A 19,131-nucleotide genomic window follows, 5' to 3' on the forward strand; every position below is an offset into this window, starting at 1 on the left:
TCCGACACCCGCGGCCGGCCCGTCGCAGCCCGCGGTATCAGCGGAGCGAGTAACTCCCACTCCTGATCGGTGAGTTCATGACGACGTATCACCCCACCATGATCCGCCACCGACGATCTTTGAAGACGGACCCTAGTAGCCTGTGGGCGTGCGGGTCGAGGTCGCCGACCTTGACGCCGCAGGCCTCTCTCAAAGGTGGAACTCGGGCGTCGTGGAAGGCCACGTCAACCCGGTCAAAATGCTCAAGCGCCAGATGTTTGGCCGACGGGATTCGAGCTCCTCCGCAAGCACGTCCTGCTCGCCAAGTGCCGTCGTCAGCGGGCCTGATCCAACTACCTGTGTTCGTCATCGATCCTGCGGGGCATCACGCCGAGGATCAGATTCTCCAGGGCATGCGGCATTGGCCCGAAGCTGGCGGCCCAGGTCTCGACAAGGCAGATCTCACTGCCCTCATCGATACCTAAAAAGAAACGGCCGCCATCCAGCTCGCCGAGCGGGAAGAGACATCTCCCCAAAGAGTCGCTCCACTCGGAGAAGCGGTCTTCCTCTCCCCAAGCCAACTCCGGGTCCAGTTCGAAGGGTTCCCGAGCGCGGTTGATCCCCGGGCCACCGACGCTCACGGTCAGCCCTCCGAACTCCTGGAGAAACGCCTCCGCAGCATCGTGCATGACGATGCCGACGGCTTCGAACGTGGACCGCCAGTTGGCCGTGTCGACCCGCCTGCCCGCCGTCCATCCCGAAGCCTCCAGCACCTCGAGCACCTCCGGCGACCATTCACTCATGACCGGTCCAGCCCCCAACTTGACGCATGAGGCGATCATCCCAGCAGGCGACCCGAGAGAACAGCGCGTGACCAACCACAGGAAGTGGACCAGAGCCCGTTCTCAGGTTCTGGCTCACATTCCGTGAATCACCACGCTGAGTGACGTTCGTCGGGGCGGACAGCACCTCGGGAAGCTGCCTGAAAATGATCCGTCCCCAGTGCGGTGTGGCTGACAGTTCGGCCCGTGGAAGAAGTGGTGCTCCGGCTGGAGGAGTTGCTGTTCCCGTCAATCGCAGGTGTGGCCGTGCTGTCGGTCGACGTGAACGATGAGGCGGTACGCATCGAGGCCCGAAGTACGGTGGTCGGGTCCGATTGTCCTGGCTGCGGGAGCTGGTCTCGACGAGTTCACAGCTCCTACCTGCGCTTTCCCGCTGACGTGCCCAGTGGGGGCAGACGGGTCGTCCTCTGTTTACGCGTCCGCCGGTTCCTCTGCCCGGTCAATTCCTGCGGTCGTCGGACCTTCGCCGGGCAGATGACGGGGCTGACCCGCCGATACGGTCGTCGGACCGAGCGCCTGCGGTCGACGCTGGCCGCAGTCGGCCTCGCGCTCGCCGGTCGAGCCGGGGCCCGCATGGCGAGAGTCTTCGGCATATCCGTCAGTCGCAGCACGGTGCTTAGGCTGGTCGAAGCCTTGCCCGACCCGGAAGTTCCCGTTCCGCGCGTCGTCGGCGTCGATGAGTACGCGACCCGCAAGGGCCGCCACTACGGGACTGTCCTGGTCGACGTCGAAAGCCGTAGGCCGGTGGACCTACTGCCCGACCGGGAGGCATCCAGCCTGGCCGCTTGGCTCACGAAGCGGCCCACAGTGGAGGTGGTATGCCGCGATCGGGCACCGTTCTTCGCCGAAGGCGCCACAGCCGGGGCACCCCAGGCGGTGCAGGTGGCGGACAGGTGGCACCTCTGGCACAACCTGAGCGAAGCCGCCGAGCGATGTGTCGCAGACCATCGCGTGTGCCTACGGGTGCTGGCGCCAGATCCAGCTGAGCCTGCACCCGAGCCGGAGAAGTTCGAAGACCCGTCCGGCTCGCCCTGGCCTACGGGACATCGATTTGCCGACCGCACCCGCGCCAAGCACGCGACCGTCCACGAACTGCTGGCCTCCGGCCTGAGCCGGAGGGCAATCGGCCGCCAACTCGGCATGACCTCGCGCACCGTCAAGCTCTTCGCCGACGCGGCCACCCCCGAGGACCTCTTTCGCGGGCAATGGCAGGGCCGGCCGTCCAAGCTGGACGCGTTCAAGCCCTACCTGGATGACCGCTGGAACCAGGGCTGCACCACCGCCTGGACGGTATGGGAGGAGATCGTGCCACTCGGCTATCAAGGCAGCTACCAGCGTGTTCGCGCCTACTTCCGGGAAAAGAGGACCTCTCCCAACCCGATCACAGCTCGGCCGCCGTCGCCCCGCGTCGTCGCTGGCTGGATCCTCCGGAGACCTGAGGCCCTTCCGGAGATCGACCACCTTCGGCTCAAGGCTGTCTTGGCCCACTGCCCCGAACTCGACGCTCTCACCGGTCACGTCCGGTTCTTCGCCCATATGCTCACCGAGCGCCAAGGCGAACGGCTACCGGAGTGGCTGGACGCTGTCCGGCAAGACAACCTCCCCAGCCTCCACACCCTCGCCGCGGGCATCGAACGTGACCGTGATGCCGTCATCGCCAGCCTCACCCTGCCCTGGAGCTCCGGTGTCGTCGAAGGGCATGTCAACCGGATCAAGATGCTCAAGCGCCAGATGTTCGGACGGGCCGGCTTCGCTCTGCTGCGGAAGAGGGTTCTTCTGGCCAACTGAGGACAGCCACCCATAGGGTGACGGGGACGAGAGAAGAGCACGATGGATCCCCGCATACCCCGCCTGCGTCGCAAGCTGGCCGCGATCCCGTTCCAACCACTGCGCAGCCACTCCTTCGGGGAAGAGCAGCACAAGTTCTGCCTCGGCCCGAAGCTGGCGGAAGCACGCGTCGCGGCGTTCGAGGCCGAGCACGACATCGTCCTGCCCGACGCCTATCGGCAGTTCCTCACGCACGTCGGCGGCTCAGGCGCGGCACCGTTCTACGGCCTCATGCCGCTGGAGCAGTGTTCCCTGCTGGTTATGAATCCCCGCGGAGAACCAGGGAAGCCCCGCGGCTTCGACGGCAGAGACCCCAGGGCCCACGGACGTGATCTCTTCCTCCACATCATCGAGATGGGCTGCACCGACGTATGCGTCATCGCGGTGACCGGCCCCCTCACCGGCCGCGTACTCATCGGTAACAGCGACGGCTACTGGGGCCCCAACGTCTCCTCCGCTACCGACTTCCTCGACTGGTACGAACGCTGGCTCAACCACATGAGCGCCGGACTCGACAACCGGGCCCTGGAACTCACCTCACCGAGGCTTCGCGCTCATCCAAACCGCCATCGCCTAGCTCCCAAGATTTGACTCCCCGTAATCACTCCCCGGAAAGTGAGCCAGAACCCGACTTCGGGAGGCGTCCAGCGAGGGTTGTGTTCGAAAACGGTGGTGAAACCACGGCTTGAGGTGACGTCGTGACCATGGCCTGGTGTTACCTGCTGCGCCTCCGGCGCCGGGAGGAGACCCCGGCACCGGAGACGAATCGCAGCTCGTAAGCGCTGTCCGGAAAATGATCTTTGGCGGGCTGGGTGACCTGTCCGTTTGCCTGTTATCCCGCGGAGCAAGGGACGTTGCCGAGCGCCGGGGGACAGTCGAGGCCCACGGGACCGATCAGACCTTGGAGGTTGATAGGGACCAGGCCACTTAGCAGGCTGCCCGAAGAGTCTGAGGCCCCCGAGGACCCGTCGCCGACGGCGGCGACTGCGCTGGTCGCGCCCCCGAGGGCCGCAGTAGCGGCAAGGGCGATGGCGGCGAGAAGGGTGCGTACGCGCATGGCGCACTCCTTTGCGTTGAAGAGATTCAGACGCACCAGGAGCTGTCCAACAGGCAGTCTGGGAAACTGACCGGAGTTGAAGATCACTCGATCGGTATTGCACGCGCATCGTAGGGGCGGCGGTCCTACGGGCCCGCGCCTGCTCCGGCGTCCGGGAGAGCAGCCCGGCCCCAGTTGGAGCACGAGTATCGCCGTCGCAGGCCCGTGTGGCGGCGTCGCGGTCGTTCGATTCATCAATCTGTGCCCGTGCCTCCCGCTCGTGAACAAAGCCAGCACCCAGCTCCCACCGGATCGGGGTGTCGAGCCCGAAGACGCACAGTTTGATCTCCGCGACGGCCCGGATGTTCCCCGAGACCACGGTTTGCACCATCAAGATCACCAGCGTATGCGGCTGGCGACGGGGTTCTAGTGAACGCGCCCCGTCCTTCCTGGCCGGACGTACATGGATCACTGCCAGCGGGGAGTCGGCGTACCGTCCGGGTCTAAGCGGTCATCTACGCGGCCAAGCCATGGACGGCCGCCTCAGACGCGGCCGTCGCAGCATTCGACGCGCCGCCGCACGACCTTGCCTATCTACTCGAAGTCGAACTGGCCCAAAACGTCCTCGACGTGTGGTCGTCCTGGCGGAACGGAGTCCGGCCCAGCCCCTTGGAGAAATGCCAGGCAGTCATCCACTACGCCAAGCACGACGCATACCTGGACGCACATCGCTGAACATTCGAACCTGTGGAGATGTGCCTTCGGGCGTGTCGCTGATGCCCCGAGCCTTGCGGAGTGTCACGGCTTCAAACGCATTGACTCCGCCCATCGGTTCGGACGGCCGTCGAAGTGGTCCCGCAGTCGATCCTCAACGTGCTCGGGGCTCCAGACCGCAGCTCGCTCCAAGGCCTGACACCCCTCGGTCGTCGCGGAGGTCTCGCTCCCTGTGCCAGAGGCGGGATCAACTCTGTAGATGGTGGCGGCATCACGGTCATCGAGGTCGACCGCCCGGACCGAAAAGCCAGGCGGGCCCACGGCAAGTCCGACCCGATCGACGCCTACGCGGCGGCCACCGCCGTCCTGTCCGGTCGCGCAGGCGGAACTCCGAAGAGCCGGGACGGGATCGTGGAAGCGATCCGCGCGCTGCGTGTGGTCCGCAAGAGCGCGGTCAAGGCACGGACGCAGACCATCAACCAGATCCGCGCTCTGATGGTCACCGCTCCCTCCGCCCTGCGGGACAAGCTGCGAGGACTGCCCACCAGTCTGCTGATCGACACCCTCGCCCGGACCCGGCCCACCGCTGATCTCACGGACCCGGCCTGCGCGGCCAAGACGGCACTGCGCCGCCTCGCCCGGCGCTACCAGGCCCTTCAGCAGGAGATCAAAGAGGCTGACGCGGGCCTGGCTCCCCTCGTGACCCGGGCGGCACCCAGCCTCGTCAGCCTGCCCGGGGTGGGCACGGAGACGGCCGGCCAGCTGCTGATCACCGCGGGAGACAACCCCGACCGGCTCCGGTCCGAAGCATCGTTCGCGCATCTGTGCGGGGCCGCCCCGATCCCCGCCTCGTCCGGCCGGACCCACCGTCACCGCATCAACCGCGGCGGGGACCGCAACGCCAACAGTGCCCTCTACACCATCGTCCTGGTCCGCATGCGTCACGACCAACGGACCCGGGACTACGTCGCCAGACGCACCACCGAGGGCATGTCCACCAAGGACATCATGCGCTGCCTCAAGAGGTTCGTGGCCCGCGAGGTCTACAGGCACCTCAGGAGCACAGGCGTTCTGGACACGGCGGGCTCGACCGGAGCCAGATCATGACGCCGACCGGCTGCCGTCCGCGTCATCAAGGTCGAAGGACGCGGCCGCAGTCAGCCGCTCGGCGAACGTCTGGAAGTCCGACGCCAGCGGGAGCTCCGTGTCGGTGTCCACGTCGAACCACGTCACGGACGGCTCCCCGCGATCTCCGCATGCCCGGTAGTCGAGAGCGATCCAGCAGTGACCATCACCGGAGAGCAGAACCAGAGGAGACGGAAGACCCCACTCCTCGATCAAGTAGGGCGAGTCCAGCAATGACAACCGGCCGTCGTGACGGCCGATGCCCATCATGTCGTCGAGCGGAACGTGGTTCTCGCTCCACGACGTCGGCACATCGGTCGGGAACGCGTTCCACAGCTCCGCCACCAGGCCGCCGTTTTGGAACCGCAGGATCTCCAGCAACGAGGCCGGCAGACGGACACCGAGCTGGCGCTCGGCATCCTCAACGACCGCGTCGGTCAGCGGTGGCTGAACCCCATACAGGCCCTCGCCCCAGAACGTCGCCTTAACCTCATCAAACCGAGCCACGAACGCATCCTATGGACCTCGCAGCCCGGCTTGACGATCTATAGGAGCTTCAACCTCCTTCGACCAATCGGTGCTTCGGAACTACTCGTCTAGTGCGCTCCACTACGTGCCGGACGTGCCTGAAATCGTAGACCTGCACCGACCTGCACCGGCCTGCACCGACCTGCACTCTGTCGCGTGTGACCGCTTGTCGGCCGTCGGTGCAGGTGGTGTTGCCGCCGGACGATACGGATATGCCGCCGGGGCCGTACTGGCTGATTGGGCGATCGCAGGGGCTGACGCCGACGGCCGCGGTGCGTGCGGCGTTGGAGGCCGTCGCGCGGCGTTGGCCCGTGTGGGAGCCGGGCACTGCCGCCGTGATGCGTGAGCTGTGGACTCCGGGGTGTGCGCGGGTTGCGCCTTCCGCGCGGGCCAAAGGCAGGGTTCTGAGTGGCGAGGACCGGTGACGCCCTGACGGCCCGTGCGGCGCTACGGCGCGGGGTCGACCGCGAACTCGTAGGCGACTTCCCAGCGGGCGTCCGGGACGGTGATATTGGCGGTCTCCACCGGGCGGCCGTCGCCGTCGAAGTAGGTCCGCTCGATGACGAGTACCTGGTCGCCGTGGGCGATGCCGAGCAGGTTGGCCTGCTCCTGGGTGGCGCGGGCCGGGCGGGGCACTTCCAGGGCGGTGACGATGTCGACGCCGATGGAATGCATCCGTCTCACGACGCCCATGCCGGCGAGCGGCCCCATCTCGGGCAGCATGATCGGGGTGTCGCCCGTGATGGCCATCGGCTCCCAGGGGACCGAGAGCTGGGCGGGCTGCGCATCAGCGAGGAACTCGTAGCTCGTGCGGACACACAGATCGCCGGGTTCGATGCCGAGCCGCTGGGCGATGTCCTCGGGAGCGGGCGTGCGGGCCTCGGAGTGTGCTTCCCAGGTTCCGGTGCGGCCGAGTTCGGCCATGTCCGCGCGGAACGGGCTGCCGCCGCGGCGCTCCCGGTGCCTGGAGCGGATCATGCGTCGGCGTTCGCGGGGCTTGGTGACGTAGGTGCCGGATCCGGCGCGGCCTTCCAGGCGGCCCTCCACGATCAGCCGCTCCTGCGCCTTCTGCATCACGTTCGTGCCGACGCCGTAATCCGCCGCGAGTTGGGCGCGCGAGGGGAGCTTGTCGCCAACTCGCCATTCGTTGCTGTCGAGTCGGCGGCGCAGGTCGTTGGCGACCACCTCATGCTGCGGCGGCTCGTCGTGGCCCATGCAAGGACTCCGTACTGGTCAGCGGCTCCCGGATCGCGGGTTCGGGCGACCCGATTGACAAGTTAATGCATCAGGTTCAAGCTAATGCATTAAAACTACGGTACGTGATCTGTTGTGCACGGGGGAGATCCGTGAAGTCGCCGAAAACCCAGGCCACCGCGATCGCCTCGATGCTCACGTCGGTCGGCGCGACCCCGGCCAGCCGTGAGACGGACGACCGCGTCCGGATCGAGGCGGAGGTGTCGCCCACGATCGGCGAGGCCACCCTCACCGACCTTCTCCACCTCCTGCTCCGGGCTGCCGACCGCTTCGGGCACAGCCTCCGGAAGGACGGCACCTCGGTCATCTGGGCCGAAGTCGACACCGATGACACGCAAGACGACCGAGGTGAGTCGTGACTCTCTTACGCCACAACGCCGGCCTCCCCGAGAGCATCGCGCCGCTCCCGCCCGCGTGCAGCATCGTCGGCCACGCCTCCGCCGGAGCGCGCGTCGTCCTCTACACCTGCGCGACCGACTCGGCGATCGCGACCAGGTCGCTGACCGTGCTGCGCGGATTCACCTCCACGCAGGGCTGGACAGCCGTCCACGAGGCATACGACCTGGCGCCGCTCGGCACACCACGCCACCGCCGCACCGGCTGGCAGACCATCGAACAGACGTTGACCTCCGGCGACGCCACCGGGTTCGTCGCCCCGTCCGAGCAGGAGATCGCCTGCCACCCCGCAGACCGTGCCGGACTGCGCGGCTGGATCATCGACCTGGCAGCCTTCGCCGTGTACCCCCGGCCCGGGTCGGCCCGCTCCCTCAACCCCGCTCCCGTGTGGTCCCGCTCCTACGCCTTGGCCCCGGTGAGCGTGCGACAGATGATGGGGACGGCCCGCAGCCGGCTGGCCCTCGCGCAGTGGTCCGGAGACATCGACTCCGCTGTCGAGACACTCGCGCGCCTAGCGGTCAACGCCGTTGTCCACGCTCAGCCGACGAACGGCGCAGCACCCCAGATGAGCGTCCACCTCACCTTCACCGAGCAAGGAGGCCTGCTCATCGACGTCGAGGACCCGAACCCGGGATTCCCCGACGCACAGGCAGCCCTCTGCGGTGAGAAGGGCCGCGGACTGCGCGAGGCCCGCCAACTCGGCGCGCGCCTTGAGTGGTTTCTCGCCGCCGACGGACGCAGCAAGACAGTCCGGGCCACGCTGCCGCCGGGCACGGTCCTCGCACGACCCGCCGGCCAGGCGACGGACGGCAGCGGGGTCCGCAGCCGCTGACCGTTGTGCTGGCCGCCGTCCGCACCGTTCCTCTCGTCACCTCGTACGGAAGCTGAAATCCATGGCCCAGGTACCGCAGCCGCTCGAGGAAGAGCCGCTCCCCACCCGTGAACCGCAGGCCGCATTGAACGCGCTGCCGACCTTCCCTGACGAACCCGCCGAGGTGAACCTCTTCGGGGTGGCTCGCGGCGAGGTGATCGACCGGCGCTTCGCAGCCGCCCGACTGCACCGCATCCGGGTCGTCGACGCACCCGACGGCACATCGTGACCAGTACCGTGCAGCGGTTGTCGGCGCAGGACTGGGACAACTGGTATGCCGCTGGCTGGCCCGCCGTCGTCACCAGCAAGGAGGCCGAGTCCTTCCACCGTGCCGTCAGGCCGCACCGGGGCATGACCGGCGTCGATCTGGCCTGCGGTACCGGCAAGTGGACACGGCAACTGGCTGCCTGGGGCGTGCGCGTGAGCGGGTACGACTTCTCTCCGGAGGCGTTGCGACAGGCAGAAGCGGCAAGCCGGGGGGACGGACCGTCGTACGTGCGGTGGGATATCGACGCCGAGCCGATCCCGCCGGACCTTAAGCCCGGCAGCCTCGACCTGGTGACCTGCCGCCACGCGTTGCCGTTCTTGGAGCACGCGCGCGTGCTGACCGACGTGGGGCGCTGGCTCAAGCCCTCCGGCACCTTCTACGCCCTGGTCCGTGTCACCGACGACCAGGGCGACAACGAGCAGGGAATCGGCGACAGCGGGGAGGCACGTGGCGACGCCTGTCTGGGGCCGTGCCGACGTGGATTCACCGAGGCCCGGTTCGCCGGCCTCGGGACCGGCTGGGTGCACCGTACGACGTACCGGCTCAGCACCTACACCGCGGCGATTGTGCTCCGTGGCTACGGCAACCCCGAATCCGAACGCTTCAACGGCTGCGGTGAGACCGACAGGCTCCCGGCGCCGGCGGCTACGCTACTTTCCCCCGATAGCGAGCCCCGGCGCCGGGTTGGGGCCCGAGCCGATGGAGGAAAGCCGTGACGGACAACGCGGCGGAACGCCAGGCGGCGCAGCGCCGCATGAACGTGCGGCAGCTACGCAGTAAGCAGCAGGAAGTCCCGCACCACTCCGACATCCCGGTGGGCCCCCAGCGCGTTGCGGAGATCACCGAGGGCGTCTGACGGCCGTGAGGAGTTGAGGGCGGCGTTCTGCGTGAACGCGTCCGTCGCGGCGGCGCAGGCCGCGTCTAGGTCGCCGAGCTGGAGATGGGCCCGAGCGGTCCGGGTCAGGTAGAGGACGTTGTCGCGTACGTAGCCGTCGACCGCGTACTGTGCCTGCCGCGCCCGCTCGAAGTGCGTCAGAGCACGTCGCGGATCGTCGAGATCGAGGGCCGAGGAGCCGGCCAGCATCTCGATCTCCCCCTCGTTGAGCCAGTACGACCAGGACGGGTCATCGTCGCGCGGCCCCCGCGCGTACTCGGCCCTCGCGGCGTCAAGGGCGTTGAAGCACGCAGTGCGGGCGCCGGTCTTGGACAGGGCGCGCGCCGCACGAGCATGGAGCATCGCCCTCACGCGCGGGGTCGTACGGCGCAGCGTGGCGTCCTGAGCAGTGCCCACCAGGCTGACCGCGTCCTGCGGGTTGCCCTCGGAGTACACCTGAATGGCCATGAAGGCCAGCGTGTTCGCACCGACCTGCGGATCATTGGCGCTGGCCGAGGCGCGCAGCGAGGTGACGTAGAAGCGCTGCGCGACGGCCTGGTGGCCGACGTCGAAGTGCAGCCAGCCGCACATGCGCGCAGCTTCCGCCAGCAACGAGAGCAACCGGTGTTCTAGCGGCCCGTGCTGGCCGGTGTGCTCGGCCAGGTCCTTCAGCAGTTCGTATTCGGCGATGGCTGTCCTGCGCAGCCGGGAGCCACCAAGGACGTCGTCCAAGCGGCGCAAATCGTCCAAGCGCTGCTCCAGGGTGTTCAACAGCCCAGAGGACAACGGTGTGTTGGCGAGAGCAGGGTCCGCCAGGACAGCGGGGGAGGCGGCGGCCGGCCCGGCAAGCGCCTCGCTCCAGCTCACTGCCAGCCCGGCCAGCGCCGCACCACCGGCGATGAGAAATCCCCGTCGGTCCATCATGGAGCCTCCCCGAGCGGCAGCGGCTACTGCCGTCACGGTACCCGCCAGGGTCCACGGGCTGTCGAGGATCGCGCGGTCGTCGGGGAAGGCCAGCAGCAGGAACGTCGGCCAGCCAAGTTCGACGACCGCCTCCGCCGGGATGCCGTGCAGGCGAGCCATGGCATACCGGGCGTTGTCGTCGGGGGCGTTGACGCCGTTCTCCCAGCGGCAGATCTTCTGCCGGCTCTTGGCCATCCGTCCGTACCCGAGGGTGTAGTGCACGTCGTCGAGCAGGTCCAGATACTCCTCGCCGGTCAGTCCGAGCTCGTCACGCAAGGCGACTAGCGGATGCAGTAACAGCTGGTCGGGCATCGCGGGTTCCCCTCATCACGCAATCTCCCTGATGAAGCGCCACGTTAGCCAGTCCGGGGGCCCGCTGTGCAGAACTCCTGGACCCCCTCCGCAACAGCTCCGCAACAGGATTCTCCTTCCGCACCATGGGGTGGCGGCGGTGACATGAACGGCATCCCGATCCCCACCGAGCGAGGAGGGAGCGCCGATGCCCGATCGGCAAACGCCGCTGGTGTCCGTGGTGGTCAGCGCCCGAGGCAACACCGCCCAGGTGCGCAATCTGCTGGACGCGCTGGCCCGGCAGACTTTGCCAGCCGCCCACATGGAAGCGGTCGTCGTGGACAACGACCTGCCCGGTCCCGTGAGGCCGATCGCTGACGCGATCCGCGAGGGCGACTGGCCCTTCGATGTGCGCGTGCTGTACGAGCCGACCCCGGGGCTGAGCGCGGGCCGCAACCGCGGGATCTGTGCCGCCCGCGGCCGGTACGTCGCCATCACCGACCCCGACATCACCCCCGAACCCGGCTGGCTGCAAACCCTCGTCACCGCGATCGAGGAAGAGCAGGTATTCGCCGTCGGCGGCCGCACCAACGTCACCTACCCGGGCGGTCAGATCACCGTGCTGACCAAGGCGCTGGCCGAGTGCCATGGCGCGGTGGACTGGCCGGCAGGCCGTGAGATGGCCGTGTGGCCGTACTGGGTCACCGGCTGCAACCTGCTCGTCGACCGACAGATCGCGCTGGACATCGGCCTGTTCCGCACGGATCTGGGGCGCCGGGGCCGGTGGATGGGCGACTGCGAGGACCTCGAATTCATCGACCGGGCCCGCCAGGCCGGGCATCACACCCTGATCGAGCCGGCCGCCGTCGCCTCCCATCCGGTCTACCGCCCGGAGACCGGCCTGCGCTACTTCCTGCGCCAAGGCGCCGGGCACGGCGTGTGTGTCGCCCGGATGCACCTGAGCGTGATCGTGGAGCCCGCAGCGATCCAGGCCGGACGCGCCGCCTTACACGCCGCCGCCATCAACCTGGCCGCTGGGTGGACCTTCCTGGACCGCTCCCGTGCCGTCGAGGGGGCCCGCGACCTGGTCCGGATCGGCGCCTACCACCTCGAACGCGGCCGGCTGCGCCTGCTCGGCCGCCGCCCCATCGCCCTCGCCCAGTACGCCCCGACGAAGGAGTCCCGCACATGGACGTGATCAGCACCCCCGGCCTTACCGCCGCCTCTGCCCTCATGGGCGCCGAGGTCGTCGAACGCAAAGGGGCCGGCCATCCCGACACCCTCGCCGACGGAGTGGCTGAGGCGATCTCCCGCGCCTACAGCCGCTACTGCCTCGAGGAGTTCGGTGCGATCCTGCACCACAACACCGACAAGACGTCCCTGCTCGGCGGAGCCGCCGACGTCCGCTTCGGCCACGGCGAGCTCACCGCACCCATCCAGGTCCTGGTCAACGGACGCATCACCGCAGCACTCGGCGACCACACCATCCCGGTCGCCGACATCGTCACCACCGCCGCGCGCGACTACCTCGCCCACGCACTGCCACTGCTCGACGTCGAGCGGTGGGTCGACGTAAAGCCCCGGCTGACGCAGGCCTCCAGCCCCGGTGCCGTCAGCGCCCCCGACGCGGAAGAGAGCGAAGCCTCCCGCCAGCGGTGGTTCGCCCCGCGCACCCTCGACGACCTCGCCGAACGGCACCGCCTGTTCTCCAACGACACCAGCGCCGGCGTCGCCTACTGGCCGCTTGGCATCGCCGAGCAGCTCGCGCTCGGCGTCGAAGAGCACCTGACGAGCAATGCGTTCCGCGCCGAACACCCCTACTACGGCACCGACATCAAACTCATGGTCGTCCGTCACGGCCCGCGCGTACATCTGACCGCGTGCGTTCCGCAGATCGCCCGCGAGACCCCCGACCTCGACACCTACATCGCCCGCCGGGCCCAGGCACGCGAGCTCATCACCGATGTCGCGGCGGCGATCGCGCCCGAGCATCACCTGACGGTGTCCATCAACACCCGCGATGTCGACTCCCGCCCCGAGTTGTACCTGACGGCCACCGGCTCGTCCATCGAGTCCGGCGACGAAGGCGTCGTCGGGCGCGGCAACCGCGCGAACGGTCTGATCAGCATGCTCAGGCCTTGGTCCGCCGAGGGGGTCTCCGGCAAGAACCCCGTCTACCACGTGGGCAAGCTCTACAACCTGGCCGCGGCCGAAGTCGCCCGCCGCCTGCACGAGGTAACCGGACTGGACTGCGCGGTCGCGTTGGTCTCCCAGTCCGGCCGGGACCTGACCGACCCCTGGCAGGCGATCGTGCAGGCTTCGGGGCCCAACGCCATCAGCAACGCCTGCGTCCGGCAGGTGGTCGCCGACGTGATGGCGGACCTGCCCGCGCTGCGCGAGCAGCTGCTCGACGGAAAGCTGGCCACGGCATGACCACCTCCTCACAGCCCGCCGGCAGGTTCGTGCCGTGCCTCAACCAAGCCACCCTCTCCGGTCTGCCCCTGGAGCAGGTCCTCGCCCTGGCCGCGGGCGCCGGGTTCCCCACCGTCGAGGTCTCCATCCAACAGGCCCAGACCCTCGGCATTGGCCGGTTACGCGACCTGCTCCAGGAGCTGGGTGTGAGCGTGGCGGCCGCGAGCGGCATCCTGCCGGCCGGGCCGGTCCTGCCCGCCCCGCTCCTGGTCGCCCCGGACACCTACCACGCGTGCCTCGACCACCTGGACGAGCGTCTGGAAGCCATGGCCTCCCTCGGCTGCACCGTGGCCACTACCGTCCTCAATCCCCGCTCACCGCTCGCGACTTCCGAGGCCCGCGCCCTGGCCCGGGAGCGGATCGCCCACCTCGCCGACGCGGCCGAAGCGCACGGCGTACGGCTGGCCGTCGAGGCCGTCAGCGTCCGGCACGGGCTGCCGCCCGGTCTGGACGGTCCCCACCCGGTCGCCGACAGCCTGCCCGCCCTGGACGAACTGCTGCACGAGACCAAGACCGGCAACGCCGGAGTGCTCGTGGACTCCTTCCACTGGGCCGCCGCTGGCGCGGATGCGGCCCACCTCACCAGCCTCGGCACCGCGATCACGCACGTGCAGATCGCCGACACCCCGCATTTCGACACGCCGGACGAACTCGCGGATGCACATCGGCTGTTCCCCGGCGACGGTGCCTTGGACTGGCCGTCCTTCACCGACGCCCTGACCCGGGCCGGTTACCGGGGGCCGGTTTCGGTGGAGCTGTTCAACCCCCATCTGCGGGCGCTGCCCGCCGGTGAGATCGCCCGCTGCTCCCATCACGCGGCCACCAACTGCTGGACTCTCCCGGAGGCGCCCCGATGACCACCACCACACGCCCGGCCAGTCAGCCGTGGCGGCTCGCCGTCGCCGGATGCGGCGCCGCCGCCTTCGGACTGCACCTTCCACTCCTGGCCCGCTCCACGGCCTTCGAACTGATCGCCGTCACCGACCGCGACCCCGAGCGGGCCCGCACGGCACAGAAGCGGTTCGCCGTTCCCCGCACCGCGACAAGGGCCGGCGACCTGCTGCAGGACGCGGATGCGCTGGTGATCCTGACCGGAGTACACGAGGACCTCATCGAGGAGGCCCTCGACGCCGGCGTGCACGTGGTCACCGAGAAACCTGTCTGCCTGGACGTCGCCCGCACCCGCAAGCTCGCCGGCCGGGCGCGGGACGCCGGGATCCTGCTGGAAGTCGGCGCGATGCGCGCCCACGACCCCGCGCTGCACGCCGCCCTCGCTCACGTACCCGAACCGGCCGGCGGCTGGCTGATGAAGGCCGACGGGGTCGACGAATCCGCGCGCCGCCAGGTCCTCCCGCCGGGCTTCGTGCCGTACACCTTCGACCAGGATCCGCCGCAGCCGGCCCCCGACCACCTGCTGCCGCACCAGGTGACGGCACTGCAGATCCTGCTGTGGCAGGGCTACCACCTGCTGACCGCGCTGGTCCTGGCCATGCCTGGCGCCACTGCCACGGCGTGCACCCTCGACGCGTCCGAGCAGTCCGTGCACGCGCTGCTGCACGGCCCGAACGGGGAGCCGTTCACCCTGGTCATCGCCGCGACCCCGGCTGGTGTCTTCCGCGAGCAGATTCACCTCGCCGACGAGCACGGCGCCGCCACGATCGACTTCGCCCGCCCGTACGACCCGGCCAACGGCACGCGCCTGACCACGACCGACGGTACGCAGAGCGGATTCACCGACCCGTTCGCCGCCCTGTGGATGTCCATCGACGCCCGCCTGTCAGGGCAGCACCCCGCCGACCTGCCGACCAGCGTCGACCTCGCCCTGCGCGTCGAGGACCTCGCCCTTGCCCTGGCGGAACTCGCCGACCAGCCTCACGCCCGCACACGGAAGGAAGCCTGATCGTGGAACACCGCGCTCCCGTACTGGTCCTGGATGGCCCGCCCGGAGCGGGCAAGACCTCCCTGCTCGCGCGCATGGTCCTCGCCCTCGGCGACGAGGCCATGTGGTTCACCGAGCCCAACGCCCGCCTCGCGACCGGCCTCGCGGCCCCGGTGCACCCCAGCCCGGCCGGACACACCCTGTGGTTCCTGCGGCACGAACTGGCCAAGGCCCGCGCCCTGGGAAACCTGACCACCGACCCGGCAACGAGCTTGCTCATCTCCGACCGCAACCACCTCGGCGCCCTGGCGTACTGCTACGCCACCCGCGCTGAGGACTCCCTGCCGTACCGCACGGCCCGCGACTTCTACGCCCGCCGTATCGCCCCCGAGCTCCCGGAGACGGTACTGACCGCGATCCTCCTGGTCAGCCCCGAGCAGAGCCTGACCCGCCGCGGCAACGTCGCCGAGCTTCCCAGGTGGAAGCAGTGGTTCGACGAAGGGCTCTTGGAGCGGCTGCACACCTTCTACACCGACATCGCCCCCACGCTGTGCCCCACCCCACCGGCGGTCATCAACACCGACGGCGCCACCCGGGAGTCGGTTCTGGCCCAGATCGCCAGCGTGCTCACGGACGCAGGCTTCGACCACACCGCCCGCGCTCTCACCTCCGCCGCCGCTCCCGCCGCGTGGCCGCCGCTGGACGAGCAGTTCGCCGACGCCTATACCCACCTCGGCGGGCTGGAGGCCTTCGGTCACCCCTTCACCCCTGCCTTCGCCCACCGCGGCGGCACCGTCCAGCTGTGCCAGCTCGGGGCCCTGCACGCCGACGCCGCCGGGCACACCCGGCTGTGGAACCCGCTCATGGATGCTCCGCCGGTACGGGGGGCCGCCTGATGAGCAGCACCACACCCTGCGCCGTCGGTATCAACCTCGGTCACGACGGCGGCGCCGCCCTGATCACCGACACTGTGATGGTCGCGATCGGCGAGGAGCGCCTCAACCGCACCCGCTACAGCCCCGGCTGGGAAGCCTCCCTGCTGTACTGCCTGCGCGCCGCCGGCCTGACGCTCGCCGACGTCGACCTGGTCGCGGTCAGCGGTATCGGCCGCACCCCGCCCACCCGGGCCGAGACGGGCCTGGCCCACCTCGGCATCGACCCTGCCCGGATCATCCCGGTCGACCACCACCTCAGCCACGCCTACACCGCCTACTGCCTCAGCCCGTACCAGGAGGCGACCGTGCTGGTCGTCGACGGCGGCGGCAACCACAACGACACCGAGACCTACTACCGGGCCACTCCCGGCGGGATCGAGCGGTTGGGCGGCACCCCGCCGACCCGGCCGCGCTCCGGTGGGATCGGCGCGACCTACGAGGCCTTCACGAACTGGCTCGGCTGGCATGAGCAGGAGGCCGGCAAGACCATGGCGCTCGCCTCGTACGGCGATGCCGGCCACTACCTCGCCCCGCTGTTCGACGTCGTCGACACCCACGTCCACGGACGGCTCACCCGCACCCACGCGCCCGGCGTCGCCGACCTCGCCAGGCGGACCGGCGTCGACTTCGGCCCGTACGGCAGCCGCGGCGAGCACGAGCTCGGTATCAACGCCTCCGCCTACGTCCAGAGCCAGACCGAGCGCGCCCTGTGCACGCTCGCCGAACAGACGATCGCCTCCACCGGCCTGGGCAACCTGTGCTTCGCGGGCGGTGTGGCCCTCAACTGCGTCGCCGCCGACAAGATCCGCCGCCTGGACGCGGTAACCGGCTACTTCGCCCCACCCGCCTCATCCGACCGCGGCCAGGCCCTCGGCTGCGCCCTGTACGCCTGGCACCGCCTCACCGGCGAACTGCCCAGGCGGCCGCTGTCCAGCGACTACTTCGGCCGCGACTACACGTCCGAGGAGATCGAGCAGGCCCTGCGCCGCGACCCCCGCTCCGGCCTGGTCGAACGGCGCCGGACACCGTTCACATGGCGCCGCGAGAGTGACATCGCCCGAACAGCCGCCCAGATGATCGCCGACGGGAAGATCATCGGATGGTTCCAGGGCGGCAGCGAGCTCGGGCCCCGCGCGCTGGGGGCCCGCAGCATCCTCGCCGATCCCCGCACCCCCGCCAGTTCCGACGCCCTCAACCAGAGGATCAAGCATCGCGAGCCATTCCGGCCATTCGCGCCGGCCATCCTCGCCGATCACGCCAGCACCTGGTTCGACCTGGACGTGACCAGCCCGTTCATGCTGCTGGCCCCGCCCGTCCGCCCCGACCACGCCGACAAGATCGCCGGAGTCGTGCACGTCGACGGCACCGCACGCGTCCAGACCGTCGACCCGGCCACTGCGCCCGCCTACGGGGCACTGATCGAGCACTTCCACCAGCTCACCGGAGTGCCCGTCGTCCTGAACACGTCCTTCAACGACCGCGAGCCCATCGTCGAGACACCAGCCCACGCGCTCGCCACGCTCCAAGCCTGTGACCTGGACGCGGCGTGCATTGGCGAATACCTGGTCGAGCGGTCCTGACGTCCCCTCGGGACTGCCACACTGGAGGGCATGACGACCTCCACTCCGCCGCTGAGGGAAGCCGCCCGCGCCATCGTCCTCGATGATGACGATCGCATCCTGCTGTTGCGCTACGACGAGAACGGCGGATTCTGGGCGACCCCCGGAGGCTCCCTGGAGGACGGTGAAGACCACGCCACGGCGACGCTCCGCGAGCTGAGCGAAGAACTCGGTATCGACGAGAAGGCGGTCGAGCTGGGGGCGCAGCTCGCGGAGCGCAGCAAGGACCACCTCGTCGGCGGCCGCGAGGTCCGCCAGGTCGAAAAGTACTTCCTCACCCGCGTCTCCGCAGCCGACGTCGACCCGGCCCGGGCATCGCAGCCCGACAACATCCGCGGACACCGCTGGTGGACCCTCGCCGAGCTGAACGCCACGACCGAAACGATCTACCCGATCCATCTCGCAGCCCTGGTCACCGACGTCCTCGAACACGGTGCACCCGCGCGCCCCATCGTCCTGGACTGAGGATCCCCCCTTCCCGCGATCGGGCGACCAGACTGCAGGCATGACTGAGCGCGACCAGGCCCGCCCTCCCTTGCCGTACGACGCCGTACTGTGCGATGTCGACCGCGTTCTGCGGCACTGGCCCGCAGACGACGACATCGAGCATGCGCACGGACTGCCCCACGGCGCCATCGCGACCGCCGCGTTCGCCCCAGCCCGTGTCCACCCCGCCATCACTGGGGCGATCACCGACGAGCAGTGGCGGTCCGCCGTGGCCGCCGATCTCGCCGACACCTACGGATCACGCGCACAGGCCGACGCGGCAGTGGCTGCCTGGACCGAGCTCGTCCCACTCGTGGACTTGGATCTGGTAGCCCTGCTCACGCAAGTACGCGAGGTCACCTCCGTGGCCCTGGTCGCGAACGGGACCACACGGCTCGAGCAGGACCTCGCCCGCCAGGGCCTGGGCGGCCTCGCCCACACGGTGGTCAACTCCGCCCGTATCGGCGTCGCGAAACCTGACCCGCGGGTCTACCGCATTGCCGCCGAACGCGTCGGCGCCAGCGCTGACCGGTGCCTTTTCGTCGACGACACCGAAGCCAATGTCACCGCAGCCTGCAACGCAGGGATGGCCGGCCTCCACTACCGTCAGCTCGATCAGCTGCGTACGGCACTCGCTCCGCTGCTCAGCCGGTAGCGGCCTGCGGGCACCTCAGCTCCGAACGTCAACATCAGGCGTAGGTGTCACGGCCCCGGTTGAGGCGATGCCGCTCGCGGCGTACCTCGTCGACGAGGGTCGGCCCTGTAGCCCTGG

The 19,131-nt window shown here is 69.2% G+C and carries 18 protein-coding genes and 1 pseudogene; 15 read left to right on the forward strand and 4 right to left on the reverse strand.

Going from position 1 to position 19,131, the window contains the following annotated elements; genetic code table 11:
- Window positions 1–332: 332 nt before the first annotated feature.
- Window positions 333–782: an SUKH-3 domain-containing protein gene (locus tag ACZ69Q_RS44800; protein WP_269642091.1), complete on the reverse strand. Its 450-nt coding sequence runs from the start codon at window positions 780–782 to the stop codon at window positions 333–335.
- A gap of 225 nt (window positions 783–1,007) precedes the next feature.
- Between ACZ69Q_RS44800 and ACZ69Q_RS44805 the strand changes: the two genes are divergently transcribed.
- The 3 genes and pseudogenes from ACZ69Q_RS44805 to ACZ69Q_RS44815 form a co-directional block, all read left to right on the forward strand.
- Window positions 1,008–2,609, forward strand: coding sequence for an ISL3 family transposase (locus ACZ69Q_RS44805; RefSeq protein ID WP_471054514.1), 1,602 nt, complete (start codon window positions 1,008–1,010; stop codon window positions 2,607–2,609).
- Window positions 2,610–2,651: 42 nt separating this feature from the next.
- Entirely contained in the window at window positions 2,652–3,239 is a 588-nt protein-coding gene (locus tag ACZ69Q_RS44810; RefSeq protein ID WP_471054515.1) for an SMI1/KNR4 family protein, read from the forward strand.
- Window positions 3,240–4,668: 1,429 nt separating this feature from the next.
- Window positions 4,669–5,505: pseudogene (locus ACZ69Q_RS44815) on the forward strand (transposase); the annotation flags it as partial.
- Here ACZ69Q_RS44815 and ACZ69Q_RS44820 read toward each other — a convergent pair.
- Entirely contained in the window at window positions 5,500–6,030 is a 531-nt protein-coding gene (locus tag ACZ69Q_RS44820; protein WP_471054516.1) for an SMI1/KNR4 family protein, read from the reverse strand. The pseudogene ACZ69Q_RS44815 and the gene ACZ69Q_RS44820 overlap by 6 nt on opposite strands.
- 468 nt (window positions 6,031–6,498) lie before the next feature.
- Window positions 6,499–7,266 carry a GntR family transcriptional regulator gene (locus ACZ69Q_RS44825; RefSeq protein ID WP_471054517.1) on the reverse strand — a complete coding sequence of 256 codons (768 nt, stop codon included), beginning with the start codon at window positions 7,264–7,266 and terminating at the stop codon, window positions 6,499–6,501.
- Between the two features lie 131 nt (window positions 7,267–7,397).
- Between ACZ69Q_RS44825 and ACZ69Q_RS44830 the strand changes: the two genes are divergently transcribed.
- The 4 genes from ACZ69Q_RS44830 (at window position 7,398) to ACZ69Q_RS44845 (ending at window position 9,556) form a co-directional block, all read left to right on the forward strand.
- A complete protein-coding gene (locus ACZ69Q_RS44830) occupies window positions 7,398–7,664 on the forward strand; it encodes a hypothetical protein (RefSeq protein WP_471054519.1) in 267 nt (88 codons plus the stop codon).
- Window positions 7,661–8,533, forward strand: a complete 873-nt coding sequence (locus ACZ69Q_RS44835; protein ID WP_471054521.1) for an ATP-binding protein — start codon at window positions 7,661–7,663, stop codon at window positions 8,531–8,533. The genes ACZ69Q_RS44830 and ACZ69Q_RS44835 overlap by 4 nt, the downstream gene beginning before the upstream one ends.
- Before the next feature lie 61 nt (window positions 8,534–8,594).
- Entirely contained in the window at window positions 8,595–8,801 is a 207-nt protein-coding gene (locus tag ACZ69Q_RS44840; protein WP_471054522.1) for a hypothetical protein, read from the forward strand.
- Entirely contained in the window at window positions 8,798–9,556 is a 759-nt protein-coding gene (locus tag ACZ69Q_RS44845) for a class I SAM-dependent methyltransferase (protein WP_471054523.1), read from the forward strand. The genes ACZ69Q_RS44840 and ACZ69Q_RS44845 overlap by 4 nt, the downstream gene beginning before the upstream one ends.
- Before the next feature lie 53 nt (window positions 9,557–9,609).
- On the opposite strand, the gene ACZ69Q_RS44850 is transcribed toward ACZ69Q_RS44845, so the two are convergent.
- On the reverse strand, window positions 9,610–10,989 hold the full coding sequence (locus ACZ69Q_RS44850; RefSeq protein ID WP_471054525.1) for a transcriptional regulator: 1,380 nt from the start codon (window positions 10,987–10,989) through the stop codon (window positions 9,610–9,612).
- 187 nt (window positions 10,990–11,176) lie between these two features.
- Here ACZ69Q_RS44850 and ACZ69Q_RS44855 point away from each other — a divergent pair, with 187 nt between their 5' ends.
- From ACZ69Q_RS44855 to ACZ69Q_RS44890, 8 genes are read left to right on the forward strand one after another with little or no spacing between them, the layout of a single operon-like run.
- A complete protein-coding gene (locus tag ACZ69Q_RS44855) occupies window positions 11,177–12,166 on the forward strand; it encodes a glycosyltransferase family 2 protein (RefSeq protein ID WP_471054527.1) in 990 nt (329 codons plus the stop codon).
- A complete protein-coding gene (locus ACZ69Q_RS44860) occupies window positions 12,157–13,401 on the forward strand; it encodes a methionine adenosyltransferase (protein ID WP_471054529.1) in 1,245 nt (414 codons plus the stop codon). The genes ACZ69Q_RS44855 and ACZ69Q_RS44860 overlap by 10 nt, the downstream gene beginning before the upstream one ends.
- Window positions 13,398–14,297, forward strand: coding sequence for a sugar phosphate isomerase/epimerase family protein (locus ACZ69Q_RS44865; protein ID WP_471054531.1), 900 nt, complete (start codon window positions 13,398–13,400; stop codon window positions 14,295–14,297). Before ACZ69Q_RS44860 ends, ACZ69Q_RS44865 begins: the two co-directional genes overlap by 4 nt.
- Window positions 14,294–15,340: a Gfo/Idh/MocA family protein gene (locus ACZ69Q_RS44870; protein ID WP_471054533.1), complete on the forward strand. Its 1,047-nt coding sequence runs from the start codon at window positions 14,294–14,296 to the stop codon at window positions 15,338–15,340. Before ACZ69Q_RS44865 ends, ACZ69Q_RS44870 begins: the two co-directional genes overlap by 4 nt.
- Window positions 15,341–15,342: 2 nt before the next feature.
- Window positions 15,343–16,215: a nucleoside/nucleotide kinase family protein gene (locus ACZ69Q_RS44875; protein WP_471054535.1), complete on the forward strand. Its 873-nt coding sequence runs from the start codon at window positions 15,343–15,345 to the stop codon at window positions 16,213–16,215.
- On the forward strand, window positions 16,215–17,834 hold the full coding sequence (locus tag ACZ69Q_RS44880) for a carbamoyltransferase family protein (protein WP_471054537.1): 1,620 nt from the start codon (window positions 16,215–16,217) through the stop codon (window positions 17,832–17,834). Before ACZ69Q_RS44875 ends, ACZ69Q_RS44880 begins: the two co-directional genes overlap by 1 nt.
- Window positions 17,835–17,864: 30 nt before the next feature.
- Window positions 17,865–18,338, forward strand: a complete 474-nt coding sequence (locus tag ACZ69Q_RS44885; RefSeq protein WP_471054539.1) for an NUDIX hydrolase — start codon at window positions 17,865–17,867, stop codon at window positions 18,336–18,338.
- A gap of 40 nt (window positions 18,339–18,378) precedes the next feature.
- Window positions 18,379–19,014, forward strand: a complete 636-nt coding sequence (locus ACZ69Q_RS44890; protein WP_471054540.1) for an HAD-IA family hydrolase — start codon at window positions 18,379–18,381, stop codon at window positions 19,012–19,014.
- Window positions 19,015–19,131 lie beyond the last annotated feature (117 nt).

The sequence above is a fragment of the Streptomyces sp. NPDC036764 genome (genome assembly GCF_055609385.1).